Here is a 15,760-nt window from a genome sequence, read left to right as displayed (position 1 = left end):
CGTCTCCCCCTCAGGCGTACCTCTTGTTCAGACTGGAAACGAACAGGATGGCTTTCTGCATCAGGATGAATGCAAACAGCAGAAGGCCAATCAGGATCTTGGTCCACCAGCTCGACAGCGTGCCGTCGAAGGTGATGTAGGTCTGAATGAGCCCCTGGATCAGGATACCGATCAAGGTTCCCGCCACGAATCCCGCTCCTCCGGTCAGCAGCGTCCCCCCAATGACCACCGCCGCGATGGCATCGAGTTCGACGCCGACTGCTGCAAGAGAATATCCGGCAGAGGTGTACAGCGAAAAAACGATCCCGGATAGGCCCGCAAGAAAGCCCGACAGGGCATAGATCTGGATTGTCGTGCGGCCGACCGGCACGCCCATCAGCCGCGCCGTCTGCGGACCGCCGCCGAGTGCATAGACATTGGTGCCGAAGCGGGTGCGCTGGGCGATGAAGATGCCGACGGCAAAGACCAGAAGCATGATGCCGCCGATCAGCGTCAGCCGCCCGCCGCCGGGTAGACGGTAATAAAGGCTCGTCAGCGTCGAATAATATTCGTGATCGATCGGGATGCTGTCGATCGAGAGCACGAAGGCCATGCCGCGCGCCAGGAACATGCCGGCAAGCGTGACGATGAAGGCCGGCATTTCCAGATAGTGGATGATCGCGCCCATGATGGCGCCGAAGGCAGTGGTGATGACGAGCACGATCGCGAAGGCGAGCAGCGGATGGATCGAGGTATTCTGCAGGATCACCGCGAGGAAGACGCCGGTAAAGGCGATGACCGAGCCGATCGACAGATCGATGCCGCCCGAGATGATGACGAAAGTCATGCCGACGGCAGCGATGCCGAGAAAGGCATTGTCGGTCAAAAGATTGCCGATGACGCGCGTCGACAGAATGTTCGGATATTGCAACGCGCAGCCGGCATAGGCGAGCACGAAGATGACGATGGTCGCAAGCAGCGGCAGGTATTTGGAGTTCATTTCGGCTGCTCCCTACCGCCCTGCCGGCGGCTGGCGAAGATGGCGAGCGATTGCACCGCCGGCGACTGGATGACGAGGATGACGATAATGATGACGGCCTTGATGATCAGGTTGAATTCAGGCGGGAAGCCGGCGGACAGGATGCCGGTATTCACCGCCTGGATGATCATCGCACCGATCAGCGACCCGAGAATGCTGAAGCGGCCGCCGAGCAGCGAATTGCCGCCGACGACGACGGCGAGGATCGCGTCGAGTTCCAACCAGAGGCCGGCATTGTTGGCATCGGCGCCCTTGATGTCGGCTGCGACGATGATGCCCGCGATCGAGGCGCAGAGCCCGCTCAGCATATAGACCGCCATCAGCAGCACCGGCGTTTGAATGCCGGAGAGCGTGCTGGCGCGGCGATTGATGCCGACGGCCTCGATCAGCATGCCGAGCGCCGTGCGGCGGACAAGCAGGATCACGAGCAGGCCGACGAGAAGCCAGATGACGACAGGCATCGGCAGGAGAGCCATGGAACCGCTGCCGAAGAAGGTCAGCCCGTCATCGTTGAAGGTCAGGATCGCACCTTCGGTGATCAGCTGGGCGATGCCGCGGCCGGCCACCATCAGCACCAGCGTGGCGATGATCGGCTGGATGTTGAGGACCGCCACCAGGAACCCGTTCCAGACGCCGCAGGCAAGCCCGATCATAAGTGTCAGGATAATGGTGTAGGCAACTGAATTTCCTGAAACAATCGACGATGCGGCGACTGCGCCGCAGATGGCGATGACCGCACCGACGGACAGGTCGATGCCCTTGGTGGCGATGACCAACGTCATGCCGATCGCCAGCAGCGCCACCGGCGCACCGCGGTTCAGCACGTCGATCAGGCTGCCATAGAGGCGATCATTCTGAACCACGACATTAAAAAACTGCGGTGACGTTATGAAATTCAACAGAAGAATGACAACGAGCGCAATCAATTGCGGCGCCAGGCGATATGCCAGCGCTTTCAGCGAGGACCTCATGCATCCTCCATCTTTTGTTCGGCGGCGGCGATGGCTTCGACGATGCCGGCAGCGGTGATACGTTCGCCTGTCAGTTCAGCGATATGCTGTCTGTCGCGAAGTACGATGACACGTGAACTATAGGCGACAAGCTCTTCAAGTTCCGAGGAAATCACGATCAGCGACATGCCGCCGGCGCAGAGCTCTTCGATCAGCCGGATGATCTCGGCATGGGCGCCGACATCGATGCCGCGGGTCGGCTCGTCGAGGATCAGAAACTTGGGATTGGTCGCCAGCCAGCGGGCGAGGATCGCCTTCTGCTGATTGCCGCCTGACAGTAGCCGGATCGGCTTCTCGCGATCGGTGGTGCGGATATCGAGCGCCTTGATGTAACGGTCGGCAAGCGTGTTCTGCTCGGCACGCGACAGCGGCCGCGTCCAGCCGCGGCGGGCCTGGAGGGCAAGTGCGATGTTCTCCCGGATCGACAGGTCGCCGATGATGCCATCGGTCTTGCGGTCCTCGGGGCAGAAGCCGAAACCCTTTGCGATCGCGGCGCGCGGGCTCGAAATCGTCACCGGCTGGCCGTCGATCGTGGCGCTGCCGCTGTCGGCATGCTCGATGCCGAAAAGCAGTTCGGCGGTTTCGGTGCGGCCGGAACCGAGCAGTCCGGCAACGCCGACCACCTCTCCGGCGCGCACTTCAAGATCGAATGGTTTGACTTTGCCGCGTTTGCCGTAGCCTGCAAAATGATATCGGACGTCGCCGGCCGCAAGGCTGCGTTCCCTGACGGTCTCTTCTACATGCGCCAGTTCGCGGCCGAGCATCATGGCGATCAGGCCCTGGCGCGGCAGATCGGCGGCGTCGCGGGTGCCGACGAGCTTGCCGTTGCGCAGCACGGTGATACGGTCGCTGATCGCATAGACCTGCTCGAGAAAATGGGTGATGAAGACGATGCCGAGGCCGCGCTTTTTCAGGTCTTCGATGATGCGGAAGAGCAGCGCGACTTCCTGATTGTCGAGACTTGCGGTGGGCTCGTCGAGGATCAGCACCTTGCCGGAAAGATCAACGGCGCGGGCGATGGCAACCACCTGCTGGACAGCGACGGAGAAACGGCCGAGTTCGGCGGTAACGTCGATATCGACGCCATAGCCGGCGAGGAGATCGCGCGCCTTGCGGTTCATCGCACGGACGTCGGTCATGCCGAAGCGCCTCGGCTGGCGTCCGAGAAAGAGGTTTTCGGCGACGCTCAGATTGGAAAGGAGATTGACCTCCTGATAGACCGTGCCGATACCCAGCTTCTGGGCGGCGAGCGTATTGGCCGGATTGATTTCCTGGCCGTCGAGCGTCAGGCTGCCCTCGTCACGATGATAGGCGCCGGTGATGCACTTGATCAGCGTCGACTTGCCGGCGCCGTTCTCGCCGAGCAATGCATGCACCTCGCCTCTGCGGAGCGTGAAATCGACCTTATCCAGCGCCACTGCGCCAGGAAAGAATTTCGATATTCCGGAGGCCGCGAGAACGTTCTCGAAATCGTGAATCATAAGGGTCTGTTTTCCTGATATTGACGGCAAAAGCCGCGCCGCGGCCGGACATGACGTCCCAAGGCGGCAAAGGCAGTTCCGCACCGGTCCATGACGGGCCGGTGCGGTTCTACAGCGCCGCCTGGTCTTTTCGAGACGCATAGAGGACGCTGTAGCGCTTTGAATTGCTGCATGATTTATCCCGAAATCGAATTCCGATTTAAGGAATTATGCAGCAGTGTCACATCAGATCAGTAGCCCTGACCCTTCTTCTCTTCGTAGACCTTCATCGGCTCGTCGGCAGGCGTGTAGAGCTTGGACTCGGTCTGGATCCACTTGGCCGGAGCCTTCTTGTCCTTCAGATAGGCTTCGAGCGCATCGAAGGCCGGACCTGCCATATTCGGCGTCAGCTCGACCGTGGCGTTGGCCTCGCCTTCGGACATCGCCTTGAAGATATCGGGCACGGCGTCGATGGAGACGACGAGGATATCCTTGCCGGGCTTCAGGCCGGCTTCCTTGATCGCCTGGATGGCGCCGACGGCCATGTCGTCGTTATGGGCGTAGAGAGCGCAGATATCCTTGCCGCCATTCTCGGCCTTCAGGAAGCTTTCCATGACTTCCTTGCCCTTGGTGCGGGTGAAGTCACCGGTCTGGCTGCGAACGATCTTGAGGTTGTCGTGGCCGGCAAGGGCTTCTTCGAAGCCCTTCTTGCGGGCGATGGCCGGCGAAGAACCGGTTGTGCCCTGAAGTTCTACGACATTGCACTTCTTGTCGCCGACGGTCTTGACCAGGAAGTCGCCTGCGACCTTGCCTTCATGGACCAGGTCCGACGTAACAGCCGTCAGATAGAGATCGTCCGGAGCCTTGATGGTACGGTCGAGAAGGATGACCGGAATCTTGGCTTCCTTGGCTTCCTTGAGAACGTCGTCCCAGCCGGTTTCAACGACCGGAGCAATGAGAATGGCATCGACGCCCTGAGCAATGAAGGAGCGCAAAGCCTTGATCTGGTTTTCCTGCTTCTGCTGCGCATCGGCAAACTTCAGATCGATGCCGCGCTTCTTGGCCTGTTCCTTGGTCACAGTCGTTTCAGCCGCACGCCAGCCCGATTCCGAGCCGATCTGCGAGAAGCCGACAGTGAGGCCGGCGGCCGAAGCCGAACCGAACATGCAGGCAGCCAGAATCGTGGCACTCAAAAGTGCAGTCTTCAATTTCATGATTTCCTCCCAATGCCGCATCTCGCGGCGCAGGGTCAAAAAATCATATAGTATTACTTTTGTAAATCGGAATCTTGGGATGCGCTGCAGCAAAAAAAGAGCGCCCACAGGGGCACTCTTCGCATCCGCGAGATGGCTACGGGACTATTTACCCGGCAGCTTATCGTCGACACCTTCGACATAGAAGTTCATGCCAAGCAGGGTGCCGTCATCGGCCTTCTCGCCGGCCTTCAGCCAAGGCGTGCCGTCCTGCTTGTTGATCGGGCCGGTGAAGGGATGCAGTTCGCCTGACTTGATCTTGGCTTCGGTCTCCTCGGCCATCTTCTTCACGTCATCAGGCATGTTGGTGTAGGGCGCCATTTTCAGGATGCCGTCCTTCAGGCCATCCCAGCTCTGCTCGGACTTCCAGGTGCCGTCGAGAAGGGCGTGAACGCGCTTGGAGTAGTAGGTACCCCAGGTATCGACGATTGCCGTCAGCTGAGCCTTTGGGCCTGCTGCGATCATGTCGGAGGCCTGGCCGAAGGCGTGGATGCCGCGTTCTTCGGCAACCTGCATCGGCGCTGTCGTATCGGTGTGCTGGGTCAGCACGTCGACGCCCTGGTCGACCATCGCCTTGGCGGCATCGGCTTCCTTGCCGGGGTCGAACCAGGTGTTGACCCAGATGACCTTCAGCTTGAAGCTCGGATCGACCGACTTGGCCCCCTGCTCGAAGGAGTTGATGCCCATCACAACTTCGGGAATCGGGAAGGAGGCGATGTAGGCGGCGCCGTGATTCTTCGAAGTCTTGGCGGCGATCTGGCCGAGGATATAGCGGCCTTCATAGAAGCGCGAATTGTAGGTCGCAAGGTTGGGGCCGGCCTTGTAGCCGGTGCCATGCTCGAACTTGACGTCCGGGAACTTGGCGGCGACCTTGACCGTCGCATCCATGAAGCCGAAGGACGTCGTGAAGATCAGCTTGCAGCCGGAACGGGCAAGGCGCTCGATGGCGCGCTCGGCATCCGGGCCTTCCGGCACGTTTTCGAGGTAAGGCGTATCGATCTTGTCGCCGAACTCGGCCTGGACCTGCTGGCGGCCTAGATCGTGGGCCTGCGAATAACCGCCGTCGGTATGCGAACCGACATAGACGAAGCAGACCTTCGTCTTGTCCGCGGCTTGAGCGGCGGAAGAGATGCCGATCACGGCGGCAGCCGAGGCGGCAAGTGTGAATGCTAACTTCTTCATGATGACCCCTGTTGGTTTGAAGTTATTGCGGAAACCCGTCTTTGTGTTGTTGCTTTATCGCTCCGGCACGAAGGCTTTTCCGAGCGACGCGGGCGTATTGATCAACGTCGTGCGCCGATTATGAGAAATGATGACCAGAACCACAATAGTCGCGGCATAGGGCAGCATCGAGAGGAACTGCGAGGGAATGCCGAGACCGAAGGCCTGCGCGTGAAGCTGCAGGATGGTGACCGCGCCGAAGAGGTAGCCGCCGGCAAAGACCCGCCACGGCCGCCAGGAGGCGAAGACCACCAGCGCCAACGTGATCCAGCCGCGGCCGGCCGACATGTTCTCGGCCCATTGCGGTGTGTAGACGAGCGAAAGCTGCGCGCCGGCAAGACCGGCGCAGGCGCCGCCGAACATCACCGCCAGATACCGCGTGCGGATGACGTGAATACCGAGTGCGTGGGCCGAACCGTGATTGTCGCCGATCGCCCTGAGCTTCAGCCCGGTGCGGCTGCGGAACAGGAACCAGCTGACGCCGACCACGAGCGCGATCGACAGGTAGAAGATCAGGTCCTGGCTGAACAGAGCGTGGCCAACGACCGGAATATCCGACAGGACGGGGATGACGATCTCTCCCAGCCGAATGCCGGGCACACTGACATAGGCTTCGCCAAGCATGCCTGAGGCGCCGAGGCCGAGAAGGGTGAGCGCCAGTCCGGTTGCCACCTGGTTCGCCACCAGCGTCAGTGTCAGGAAGGCAAACAACAGAGAGAAAAGCGCGCCTGCCGCAATGCCGCAGACAATGCCGACATAGGGCGAACCCGACATCTGCGCGCCGGCAAAGGCGGCGACCGCACCCATGATCATCATGCCCTCGACACCCAGATTGAGAACGCCGGAGCGCTCGGTCACCAGTTCGCCGAGTGCGGCGATGACGAGTGGCGTCGAGGCGGTGATGACCGTCAGCAGAATGGCTTCGAAGATGCTCATGCCGCCCCACCCCTTAGCCGCGACCAGACAATGCGGACTTTGTAATAGATCAGCGTATCGCAGGAGAGCACGAAGAAGAGCAGCAAGCCCTGGAAGACGCGGGTGACCTTGTCGGAAACGCCGAGCGAAAGCTGTGCTGCCTCGCCGCCGAGATAGGTCAAAGCCAGCACCAGGCCGGATGCGATGATGCCGAGCGGATTGAGGCGGCCGAGGAAGGCGACGATGATGGCGGTGAAACCATAGCCCGGAGAGATCGCCGGCTGCAAATGGCCGATCGAGCCGGAAACCTCGCTGATGCCAGCAAGGCCGGCAAGAGCGCCCGAGAACAGAAAGCTGAACCAGATCATCTTCTTGGAGGAGAAGCCGGCAAAACGCCCTGCCCGTTCCGATTGCCCGAGCACGACGATCTCGAAGCCTTTCAGCGTGTAGCGCAGCATGAACCAGGCACCGACCGCCGCGATGATGGCAAAGATGAAGGCCCAATGGGCGCGCCCCGACTCTTCCCAGATCGCCGGCAGCACCGCTTCCGGCGCGAAATCGCGCGAGACTGGAAAGTTGAAGCCCTTCGGATCGCGCCAGGCGCCGCGAATCAGCCAGTCAAGGAAGAGCTGCGCGATATAGACCAGCATCAGTGACGTCAGGATCTCATTGGTGTTGAAATGCGCCTTCAGCAGCGCCGGAATGGCAGCGAAAAGCGCACCGCCGAGCGCACCAAGGATGAGCATCAGCGGCAGCACGAGCGGCGAATGCCAGTCGTAAAAGACGATCGGCAGATAGGAGCCGGTGATGGCGCCGATGGTGAACTGGCCTTCGGCGCCGATATTCCAGTTGTTCGAGCGATAACAGACGGCCAGGCCGACGGCGATCAGGATCAGGGGCGCAGCCTTGATGGCCAGCTCGTGCAGCGACCAGACCTCGAGCAGCGGCTCGATGAAGAAGGCGTCGAGTGCCTCGACCGGGTCCTTGCCGAGCATGGCAAACATGATGGCGCCGAATACCAGCGTCAGGACAAGGGCAAGCAGCGGCGAGACGAAGGCGAAGAGCTTCGAGACATCGGGCCGTTTTTCAAGTTCAATGCGCATGCGGCGCCTCCGGGGGAGAGCTGCTCTCGTGCAGTCCGCCCATCAGCAGTCCGATCCTTTCCCGCGTCAGTTCGCCGGCCGGGAACGGGCGGGAAAGACGGCCTTCGCAGATGACGGCAATATCGGTCGCCACTTCGAAGATCTCGTCGAGATCCTGGCTGATGACAACGACAGCCGAACCAGCTCTTGCGAGATCGACGAGCGCCTGGCGGATGCGGCTTGCAGCCCCGGCATCGACGCCCCAGGTCGGCTGGTTGACGACGAGGACTGCCGGCTGACGGTCGAGCTCGCGTCCAACGATAAACTTCTGCAGGTTGCCGCCTGACAGGGAGCCGGCCGCCGGATCATCGCCGCTCTTGCGGACATCCATCGCCTCGGAAATGCGCCTTGCGGCGGATTTCACCGCCGCGTGGCGAATGATACCGAGCAGGCCCAGAAACGCCTTGCGGTCCGACTGGCTGCGGGCAAGGACGAGATTATCCGACAGTTTCATGGCAGAGACGGCGGCATGTCCATGGCGCTCCTCCGGCACGAAGCCCGCGCCGAGCAGACGGCGGGCGGTAATGCCCTGATTGCCCACGTGCTTCTTGCGGATGACGATCGCCTCGGCCGAGGCGACCGGATATTCGCCCGACAGTGCGTCGAAGAGCTCGCTTTGGCCGTTGCCTGCGACACCTGCTATGGCGAGGATTTCGCCGGAGCGGACCGCCATCGACACATCGCGCAGCGGCATGGCGAAGGGGGTGCGCGCGGCGACGGAAAGGTTGGCGACGGCAAGCTGGACCTCGCCCTTGTCGCTGCGCTCCGGATGCGTCACGGTCGCCACTTCGCTGCCGACCATCATGCGGGCGAGCGAGGCTGGCGTTTCGTGTTTCGGATCGCAGGCGCCGGTCACGCGGCCATGACGCAGGACGGTGGCGCGATCGCAGATGCGCTGCACTTCTTCCAGGCGGTGGCTGATATAAAGAACCGAGCGCCCTTCGGCACGCAGCTTGAACAGCGTCTCGAACAGCTTGTCGGCTTCCTGCGGCGTCAGCACCGAGGTCGGCTCGTCGAGGATGATGAGCTTCGGGTTCTGCAGCAGCGCACGGACGATCTCGATGCGCTGGCGCTCACCGACCGAGAGATCGGCGACATGGGCATGCGGATCGAGCGGCAGGCCGTAGGCGATGGACAGCGCCCTCGCCTCCTCGGCGATCCTGTCGATCGGGATGGCGTCATCGAGCGACAGCGCGATGTTTTCGGCAACCGTCAGCGCCTCGAAAAGCGAAAAATGCTGGAAGACCATGCCGATGCCGAGCTTGCGAGCCTCTCCCGGCGATGCGATCGAGACCGGCTGGCCCTGCCAGAGGATCTGCCCACCTGTCGGCTCGAGAACACCGAACAGCATCTTCACCAGGGTGGATTTGCCCGCACCATTTTCGCCGAGAAGCGCATGAATTTCGCCCGGCGCTATATCGAGATCGATTTCATTGCAGGCTGCAAAGCCACCGAAGAACTTCGTCAGCTTCTGGACCGATAATAACGCACCGGAATCCGGCACATTCAATGGCGACACGTTCCCCTCATTTCTTCTGCCAACCGGTCCGTTCGGATCTCATGGAATCAGCAGCGTAGTTCCTGTTGTTTTTCTTGCTTCCAGATCCGCGTGAGCCTGCCCAACCTCATGCAGCGGATAGGTTTGATTGATATTGATACGCACTTTGTTGCTTTGCACAATATCAAATAGCGCTTTCGCACTGTCGATCAGCTCCTGGCGCGCGGCGATATAGGTGAAGAGCGTCGGCCGCGTTGCAAAGAGCGAGCCCCTCTGCGCCAGAGCCGCAAGGGTAAAATTCTCGATCGGCCCGGAGGATTGGCCGAAGGAGGCAAAAAGGCCGCGCGGCTTCAGACAATCGAGCGACTGTGGAAAAGTATCCCTGCCGATCGAATCGTAGACGACATCCACGCCCTTGCCGCCGGTGATGTCACGGATACGATCGACGAAGCTGTCGCTCTTATAGTTGATCACATGGTCGTAGCCATGGGCGAGCGCCAGCTCGATCTTGTCTTCGGAGCCTGCCGTGCCGATGACGGTGGCGCCGAGCGCTTTTGCCCACTGGCCGGCGATCAGGCCGACGCCGCCGGCAGCGGCGTGGAACAGCAGGACCGTCTGCGGGCCGACCTTGAAGGTGCGGTTCAAGAGATATTCGGCGGTCATGCCCTTCAGCATCATCGCCGCCGCCGTTTCGAGTTCGATTCCTTCAGGCACATGCACCAGATGCCGCGTCTCGATATTGCGTTCAGCGCTATAGGCGCCGTCGGCACCGGCATAGGCGACACGGTCGCCGACCTTGAAATCCTCGACGCCGGGGCCGACCGATGTCACGGTGCCGGCGCCCTCCTTGCCGGTGACGAAGGGCAGATGCGGCGCCTTGTAGGTGCCGTTGCGGAAATAGACGTCAATGAAATTAAGCCCGACCGCCGCCTGCCTGATCTGCACCTCGCCCGCCGAGGGCGAGGGAAGATCAATCTCGACATACTCGAAAACCTCCGGCCCGCCCGTCCTCGAAAATGAAACCGCCTGCGTTTTGGTCATCTGCCTATCCTAAGCTTCGCGTCCAAGGGCGGGGAAGAATTGCAGCACCGCGCCGATGACGTAAAGATAGGCTCCCGTCACGATAAAGAGAATGAGCGCCCATTCGGGCGTGTCGAAATGCATCAGCAGCGAAAAAATGCCGAGCGCCGACCATAGAAAAAAGATGCCGAGGTTGAGCGGGCGCAGCCTTTTGACCCGGACCGGGTGGAGAAAATTGATCGGCAGAAAGGTCAGCACCACCGAGACCATGACAACGGTGAGCGCCGTCGTGGCGCTGGCATCGATGACGAACAGCGTGAAGACGATCATGTTCCAGACGACGGGGAAGCCGGAGAAGAAATACTCGTCCGTCTTCATGCCCATATCGGCATAGTAGATGGCGCTGGAGACGACGATCATGCCGGCGGCGACGAAGGACCAGGGCTCGCCGATCATGCCGCTCTGATAGAGCGCGAAGGCCGGCAGAAGCACATAGGTGACGTAATCGATGATATTGTCTAGCGTATCACCCGACCAGTTCGGCAGCACTTCCTTGACGCGCACCTTTCGGGCGATCGGCCCGTCTATGCCATCGACGAGAAGGGCGAGGCCCAGCCACCAGAACATGTCGATGAAGCGGTGTTCGGCGGCGGCAACGACGCCGAGAAAGGCAAGGAAAGAGCCGGATGCCGTCAGGATATGAACGGAAAAGGCGCGCATCTCCGCATAAGGAACACGCTTGTAGTTGAAAATCTTCATATTCCCCCGACCGCCCTATCGCGCTCGCCCCGGCAAGCATCTTTTTTTTCGCCACCATCGCCGAACCTGTTACTGAATCGGGTTCGACGCCGTAGGTCTTTGTTGTCGCACCATTTTTGCCGAAAACCGGCATCCGTTTCCGGCGTGCTGCTCTAATATGCATCCTTTGCCGGGCTTCGCCAGCGGGAAATACGACATTCCCCGCCTGCTCCCTGCTCCCCATTGAATCCTGACAATGACATGCATATTTCCCTTTAGAAGCGTCGCGTGGAATGGAATGCCTTTAATTCCGGCCCGATATGTAATATCTCGCTCGCATCCGACAGTTCATCCGACGAAACGGGATCCTCTACCGCAATGAACGCGCCCGCAAAGACCGAAGACTTCGCCTCGTCCATCCCCGCCGGCGTCTACGCCGAGACGGTGCTCGATGTCACGCACTATACCGACCGGCTCTTCCGCTTCACGATGACCCGGCCGCAGGGCTTCCGTTTCCGTTCCGGCGAATTCGCGATGATCGGCCTGATGGTCGAGGGCAAGCCGGTCTTCCGCGCCTATTCGATCGCCAGCCCCGCCTGGGCCGAAGAGCTTGAATTCTTCTCGATCAAGGTGCCGGACGGTCCGCTCACCTCACATCTGCAGGCGATCAAGCCGGGCGACCAGGTGCTGATGCGCAAGAAGCCAACGGGCACGCTGGTGCTCGATGCGCTGACGCCAGGCCGTCGTCTCTACATGTTCTCGACGGGAACGGGCATTGCGCCTTTCGCCAGCCTGATCCGCGATCCCGAGACCTATGAGAAGTTCGAGGAAGTCATCCTCACCCATACAACACGCGATGTCGCCGAGCTGAAATACGGCTTCGACCTCGTGCACGAGATCCAGAATGACGAGCTGCTGAAGGAAGTGGTCGGCGACAAGCTGCGGCACTATCCGACAGTGACGCGCGAGGATTTCGAATATCGCGGCCGCATCACCGACCTGATATCCTCCGGCAAGCTGTTCACCGATCTCGGCGTACCGCCGCTCGACCCTGTGATCGACCGCGGCATGATCTGCGGTTCCTCGGCCATGCTGAAGGATACCAAGGAACTGCTCGAGAAGGCCGGCCTCGATGAAGGCGCCAACAGCAAGCCCGCCGAATTCGTCATCGAGCGCGCTTTCGTCGGCTGAAGCATTTCTGAAAATCTGATCTGTCAACGGCTCCGGAAACGGGGCCGTTTCTACAGCGCCGCGCGTCTTTCAGACGCGCAAAGGACGCTGTAGCGCTTTGAATTATGCAGGGGTCTGGCTGAGGTAATCGATCAGCACCGCCATGGTGGCGCGCGCCTCATCCGGCCTGCCCTGATGAATAGCGCGGATGACGGCGACGTGCAACGCGATGGCGCGGTCCATGCGCTCCGGGCTTGCCTTGGAGTACCAGAGGCGACGTGAATGCGTCTGCACCGGGCCGAGTGCTGCCGTGATGAAGCCGTTCGGGCAGGCATCTTCAAGGATTTCGTCGAAGGCCTTGTCGGCAGCGAAGAAGCCGGCGAGATCGCCGGTGACGGCGCATTCCTCCATCGCGCGGGCGCAGTCGATGAGGCGCGCGCGCTGCTCGTCGCTCGCATGTTCGGCGACGAGGCTTGCCGCGATCGGCTCCAGCTCACGGCGCACCTGCATGACATTGCCATGATCCTCAGCCGCGATCTCGGCCACCTGCAGCCCGACGCGCGGCTTGACCAGGATCAGCCCCTGCCAGGCAAGCTTCTGGATCGCCTCGCGCACCGGTGTCCGCCCATGGCCCGCCATATCGATCAGCTGCTTTTCAGTGACCAGCGCGCCTGGCTTCAACGCCAGCGTCACGATCAGATACTCCAGCGCGAGATAGGCAAGATGGCTTTGTGAAGTCTGCAATAAGGAGCTCCGTCGCCGTCTGATATATCACATAGTGACACGGTCAAAAACCGAAGACAAGTCGGCATTGAAATATCAGAATAGAGACAGATAGATAACATAGGTGAGGCGTGAAACTCGGCGAGGCATTGACGTCTGCGCCGTGAAGGCTCGTGCCACCCGCCCCGGCCTACCGAGGCACACCGGCCGCCTACGTCATCAGGCCAGCATGTACCCCTCGGTCACCCCTTGCGGAACGCCCTGCTGGAAACCGAGATCGAATTTTGACACGGGTCTTTTGCATTGGCGAACAGATAACCGTCGGCTTTATGGATGGCACCGAACTCCAGGCCGTTCTCCGCGCATCGTCTGCAAAAAGCCTCGACGTCCTCCACGTCGAAGACCAGTTTGACGGTGGATTGGCCGCTCCGCTGGCCCTTGGCGGCCCGGTGCAGCATGATATTCGCACCGCCGTCCTGAGCGACCAGTTCAACGATCCTGTCGCCCATCAGGCTGGTCGCCTTGAAACCGAAGTGCTTCTCATAAAAGCGCGCCGTTTCCTCGACATTCCCAGCATAGATCACCAGTCTGTTGAGGGGCATGGTGGTGGCCTCCAATAGCGCTTGCGTTCGATTGATAGGAGTAGAGAGACATTATGCGTTTTGCCATGACGCATTATTCGTGCCTCAGCGCCTCGATGGGGTTCAACTGTGCGGCCCTTCTCGCCGGGAAATAGCCGAAGATCATGCCGATTGCCGCGGAGAACAGGAAGGCGACGGCGACCATCAGGGGGCTGAAGACGAAGGGGACTTTCAGGAGCGTCACAGCGCCGAAGCCGAGGCTGAGCCCCAGCACGATGCCGGTGATGCCGCCAAACAGCGACAGCGCTACCGCTTCGACTAGGAACTGGGTGAGCACTTGGTTTTCAAGCGCACCGATCGCCAGGCGGATGCCGATTTCTCGGGTGCGCTCGGTGACGGAGACCAGCATGATGTTCATGATGCCGATGCCGCCGACGAGCAGGCTGATCGCGGCGACGGCGCCGAGCAGGCCGGTCAGCAGAGTCGTCGTGCCGGTCATCGCCTCGGCGATCTGCGTCATGTCGTTGACGTTGAAATCGTCCTGGCGGCCGGGCACGATCTTGCGGCGCTCGCGCAGCAGATTTTCGACATCGGACTGCACCTTGGCTGTGGAGACGCCGTCGCGCGCCGAGATGATGATCTGCGGCACGTTGCTGTTGCCGCTGATGCGTCGCTGAAACACCTTGACCGGCATGATGACGACATCGTCCTGGTCGTTGCCCATGCCGGACTGGCCGCGCTTGGCAAGCACGCCGATGACGGGGCATGAGACCTTGCCGACGCGGATCTGCTGTCCTGTCGGGTCGGCGCTGCCGAAGAGCTGTGAGCGCACCGTCTCGCCGATGATGCAGCGCGCCTGGCCGCGTTCCTCGGCGGGAAGAAAATTGCGGCCGAGCGCCAGATTCCAGTCCTGTGCGATGAAATAGTCGTTGGTGGTGCCGGAGACGCTGGTCGAATGGTTCTGGCCGCCGAAAATAACGGTCGCTGTGGACTGGTTGAGCGGCGCCACCGCCCTGAGGCCACCGATCTGGTCGCGGATAGCCGCGACGTCCTTGACGCTGAAGCGCTTGGCCTCGGAGCTCGCCCGGCCAGGGCCGAACTGGCCGGGACGGACGAACAGCATGTTGGTGCCGAGCCGCGACAGTTCGGTCGAGACCTGCGCGGTGGTGCCGTTGCCGATCGTCACCAGCGCGATGACCGCGGCAACACCGATGACGACGCCGAGCACGGTCAGGAACGAGCGCAGCATGTTGCGGCTGATGGCCCGCAGCGCCAGCTTCAGCGTCTCAAAGAACATGATCCGCCCTCCTCCGGTGCTCGACCTCAGTCTCCAGCTTGCCGTCAACGAAACGCAGCAGCCGTTGCGCATAGGCGGCGATATCGGGCTCGTGGGTGACCATGACGATGGTGATGCCCTGCTCGCGGTTCAGCCGCGTCATCAGATCCATGATTTCGACGCTAGTCTTCGTATCGAGATTGCCTGTAGGCTCATCGGCGAGGAGCAGTGCCGGCTCGGTGACGATGGCGCGGGCGATAGCGACGCGCTGCTGCTGGCCACCTGACAGTTCCTGTGTCTTATGGTGTTCGCGACCGGTGAGGCCGACCAGTGCCAGCGCCTCGCGAGCCCTTTCGCGGCGCTCGCGCACCGCCATGCCGCGATAGATCAGCGGCAGTTCGACATTTTCGACGGCCGAGGTGCGCGAAAGGAGGTTGAAGCCCTGGAAGACGAAGCCGAGCATATGGCGGCGCAGCAGCGTCAGCTGGCTGCGGTCGAAGCCGCTGGTCGGAATGCCTTCGAAGATGTAGTCGCCGGCACTCGGCACGTCGAGGCAGCCAAGAATGTTCATCGCCGTCGATTTACCGGAGCCAGACGGCCCCATGATCGCGACGAATTCATGGGCGTTAATCGCAAGATCGACGTGGTCGAGCGCGCGGATCGCCGCCTCGCCCTCGCCGTAGACTTTCGAGACCTGTCTGAATTCGATGAGCGGCGGGCTTGCCATCCGTCTCT

15 protein-coding genes are annotated in these 15,760 nt (G+C 61.1%); 1 reads left to right on the top strand and 14 read right to left on the bottom strand.

Annotated features, from left to right (window positions below; genetic code table 11):
• Nucleotides 1–10: 10 nt before the first annotated feature.
• From yjfF to pcsA, 10 genes are all read right to left on the bottom strand, one after another.
• The gene (gene yjfF / locus RLCC275e_RS09695; protein WP_033182627.1) at nucleotides 11–979 is read right to left on the bottom strand and encodes a galactofuranose ABC transporter, permease protein YjfF; all 969 of its coding nucleotides are present in this window, start codon (nucleotides 977–979) and stop codon (nucleotides 11–13) included.
• A complete protein-coding gene (locus RLCC275e_RS09690; protein ID WP_033182626.1) occupies nucleotides 976–1,989 on the bottom strand; it encodes an ABC transporter permease in 1,014 nt (337 codons plus the stop codon). Before RLCC275e_RS09690 ends, yjfF begins: the two co-directional genes overlap by 4 nt.
• Complete coding sequence (ytfR, locus tag RLCC275e_RS09685) at nucleotides 1,986–3,509, bottom strand: galactofuranose ABC transporter, ATP-binding protein YtfR (protein ID WP_033182625.1); 1,524 nt, start codon at nucleotides 3,507–3,509, stop codon at nucleotides 1,986–1,988. Before ytfR ends, RLCC275e_RS09690 begins: the two co-directional genes overlap by 4 nt.
• Before the next feature lie 230 nt (nucleotides 3,510–3,739).
• The gene (gene ytfQ / locus RLCC275e_RS09680; RefSeq protein WP_003559333.1) at nucleotides 3,740–4,702 is read right to left on the bottom strand and encodes a galactofuranose ABC transporter, galactofuranose-binding protein YtfQ; all 963 of its coding nucleotides are present in this window, start codon (nucleotides 4,700–4,702) and stop codon (nucleotides 3,740–3,742) included.
• A 144-nt stretch (nucleotides 4,703–4,846) separates the two neighbouring features.
• Entirely contained in the window at nucleotides 4,847–5,923 is a 1,077-nt protein-coding gene (locus tag RLCC275e_RS09675) for a BMP family ABC transporter substrate-binding protein (RefSeq protein WP_033182624.1), read from the bottom strand.
• 54 nt (nucleotides 5,924–5,977) lie between these two features.
• Nucleotides 5,978–6,898, bottom strand: coding sequence for an ABC transporter permease (locus tag RLCC275e_RS09670; protein WP_033182623.1), 921 nt, complete (start codon nucleotides 6,896–6,898; stop codon nucleotides 5,978–5,980).
• Nucleotides 6,895–7,980 carry an ABC transporter permease gene (locus tag RLCC275e_RS09665; protein WP_033182622.1) on the bottom strand — a complete coding sequence of 362 codons (1,086 nt, stop codon included), beginning with the start codon at nucleotides 7,978–7,980 and terminating at the stop codon, nucleotides 6,895–6,897. Before RLCC275e_RS09665 ends, RLCC275e_RS09670 begins: the two co-directional genes overlap by 4 nt.
• Nucleotides 7,970–9,538 carry an ABC transporter ATP-binding protein gene (locus RLCC275e_RS09660; protein ID WP_033182621.1) on the bottom strand — a complete coding sequence of 523 codons (1,569 nt, stop codon included), beginning with the start codon at nucleotides 9,536–9,538 and terminating at the stop codon, nucleotides 7,970–7,972. The genes RLCC275e_RS09665 and RLCC275e_RS09660 overlap by 11 nt, the downstream gene beginning before the upstream one ends.
• A 39-nt stretch (nucleotides 9,539–9,577) precedes the next feature.
• Nucleotides 9,578–10,558, bottom strand: a complete 981-nt coding sequence (locus tag RLCC275e_RS09655) for a quinone oxidoreductase family protein (protein WP_033182620.1) — start codon at nucleotides 10,556–10,558, stop codon at nucleotides 9,578–9,580.
• A 9-nt stretch (nucleotides 10,559–10,567) separates the two neighbouring features.
• Nucleotides 10,568–11,296: a phosphatidylcholine synthase gene (gene pcsA / locus RLCC275e_RS09650; protein ID WP_033182619.1), complete on the bottom strand. Its 729-nt coding sequence runs from the start codon at nucleotides 11,294–11,296 to the stop codon at nucleotides 10,568–10,570.
• Between the two features lie 357 nt (nucleotides 11,297–11,653).
• On the opposite strand from pcsA, the gene RLCC275e_RS09645 reads away from it, so the two are divergent.
• A complete protein-coding gene (locus tag RLCC275e_RS09645; protein WP_003559318.1) occupies nucleotides 11,654–12,466 on the top strand; it encodes a ferredoxin--NADP reductase in 813 nt (270 codons plus the stop codon).
• A 102-nt stretch (nucleotides 12,467–12,568) separates the two neighbouring features.
• Here the strand turns inward: RLCC275e_RS09645 and RLCC275e_RS09640 are convergent, their stop codons facing one another.
• The 4 genes from RLCC275e_RS09640 to RLCC275e_RS09625 form a co-directional block, all read right to left on the bottom strand.
• Nucleotides 12,569–13,189 carry a GntR family transcriptional regulator gene (locus RLCC275e_RS09640; RefSeq protein WP_033182618.1) on the bottom strand — a complete coding sequence of 207 codons (621 nt, stop codon included), beginning with the start codon at nucleotides 13,187–13,189 and terminating at the stop codon, nucleotides 12,569–12,571.
• A gap of 221 nt (nucleotides 13,190–13,410) precedes the next feature.
• The gene (locus RLCC275e_RS09635) at nucleotides 13,411–13,770 is read right to left on the bottom strand and encodes a VOC family protein (RefSeq protein WP_033182617.1); all 360 of its coding nucleotides are present in this window, start codon (nucleotides 13,768–13,770) and stop codon (nucleotides 13,411–13,413) included.
• Between the two features lie 73 nt (nucleotides 13,771–13,843).
• A complete protein-coding gene (locus RLCC275e_RS09630; protein WP_003559312.1) occupies nucleotides 13,844–15,046 on the bottom strand; it encodes an ABC transporter permease in 1,203 nt (400 codons plus the stop codon).
• Nucleotides 15,036–15,752 (bottom strand): ABC transporter ATP-binding protein, encoded by a 717-nt coding sequence (locus RLCC275e_RS09625; protein ID WP_025394513.1) that lies wholly within the window; start codon nucleotides 15,750–15,752, stop codon nucleotides 15,036–15,038. The genes RLCC275e_RS09630 and RLCC275e_RS09625 overlap by 11 nt, the downstream gene beginning before the upstream one ends.
• Between the last annotated feature and the right edge of the window lie 8 nt (nucleotides 15,753–15,760).

The sequence above is a fragment of the Rhizobium brockwellii genome, assembly GCF_000769405.2.
In the GTDB taxonomy this organism is placed as follows: Bacteria; Pseudomonadota; Alphaproteobacteria; order Rhizobiales; family Rhizobiaceae; genus Rhizobium; species Rhizobium brockwellii.
The sequence above is the reverse complement of the archived record's forward strand: the minus strand, read 5'-3'. Positions and strand labels throughout refer to the sequence as shown.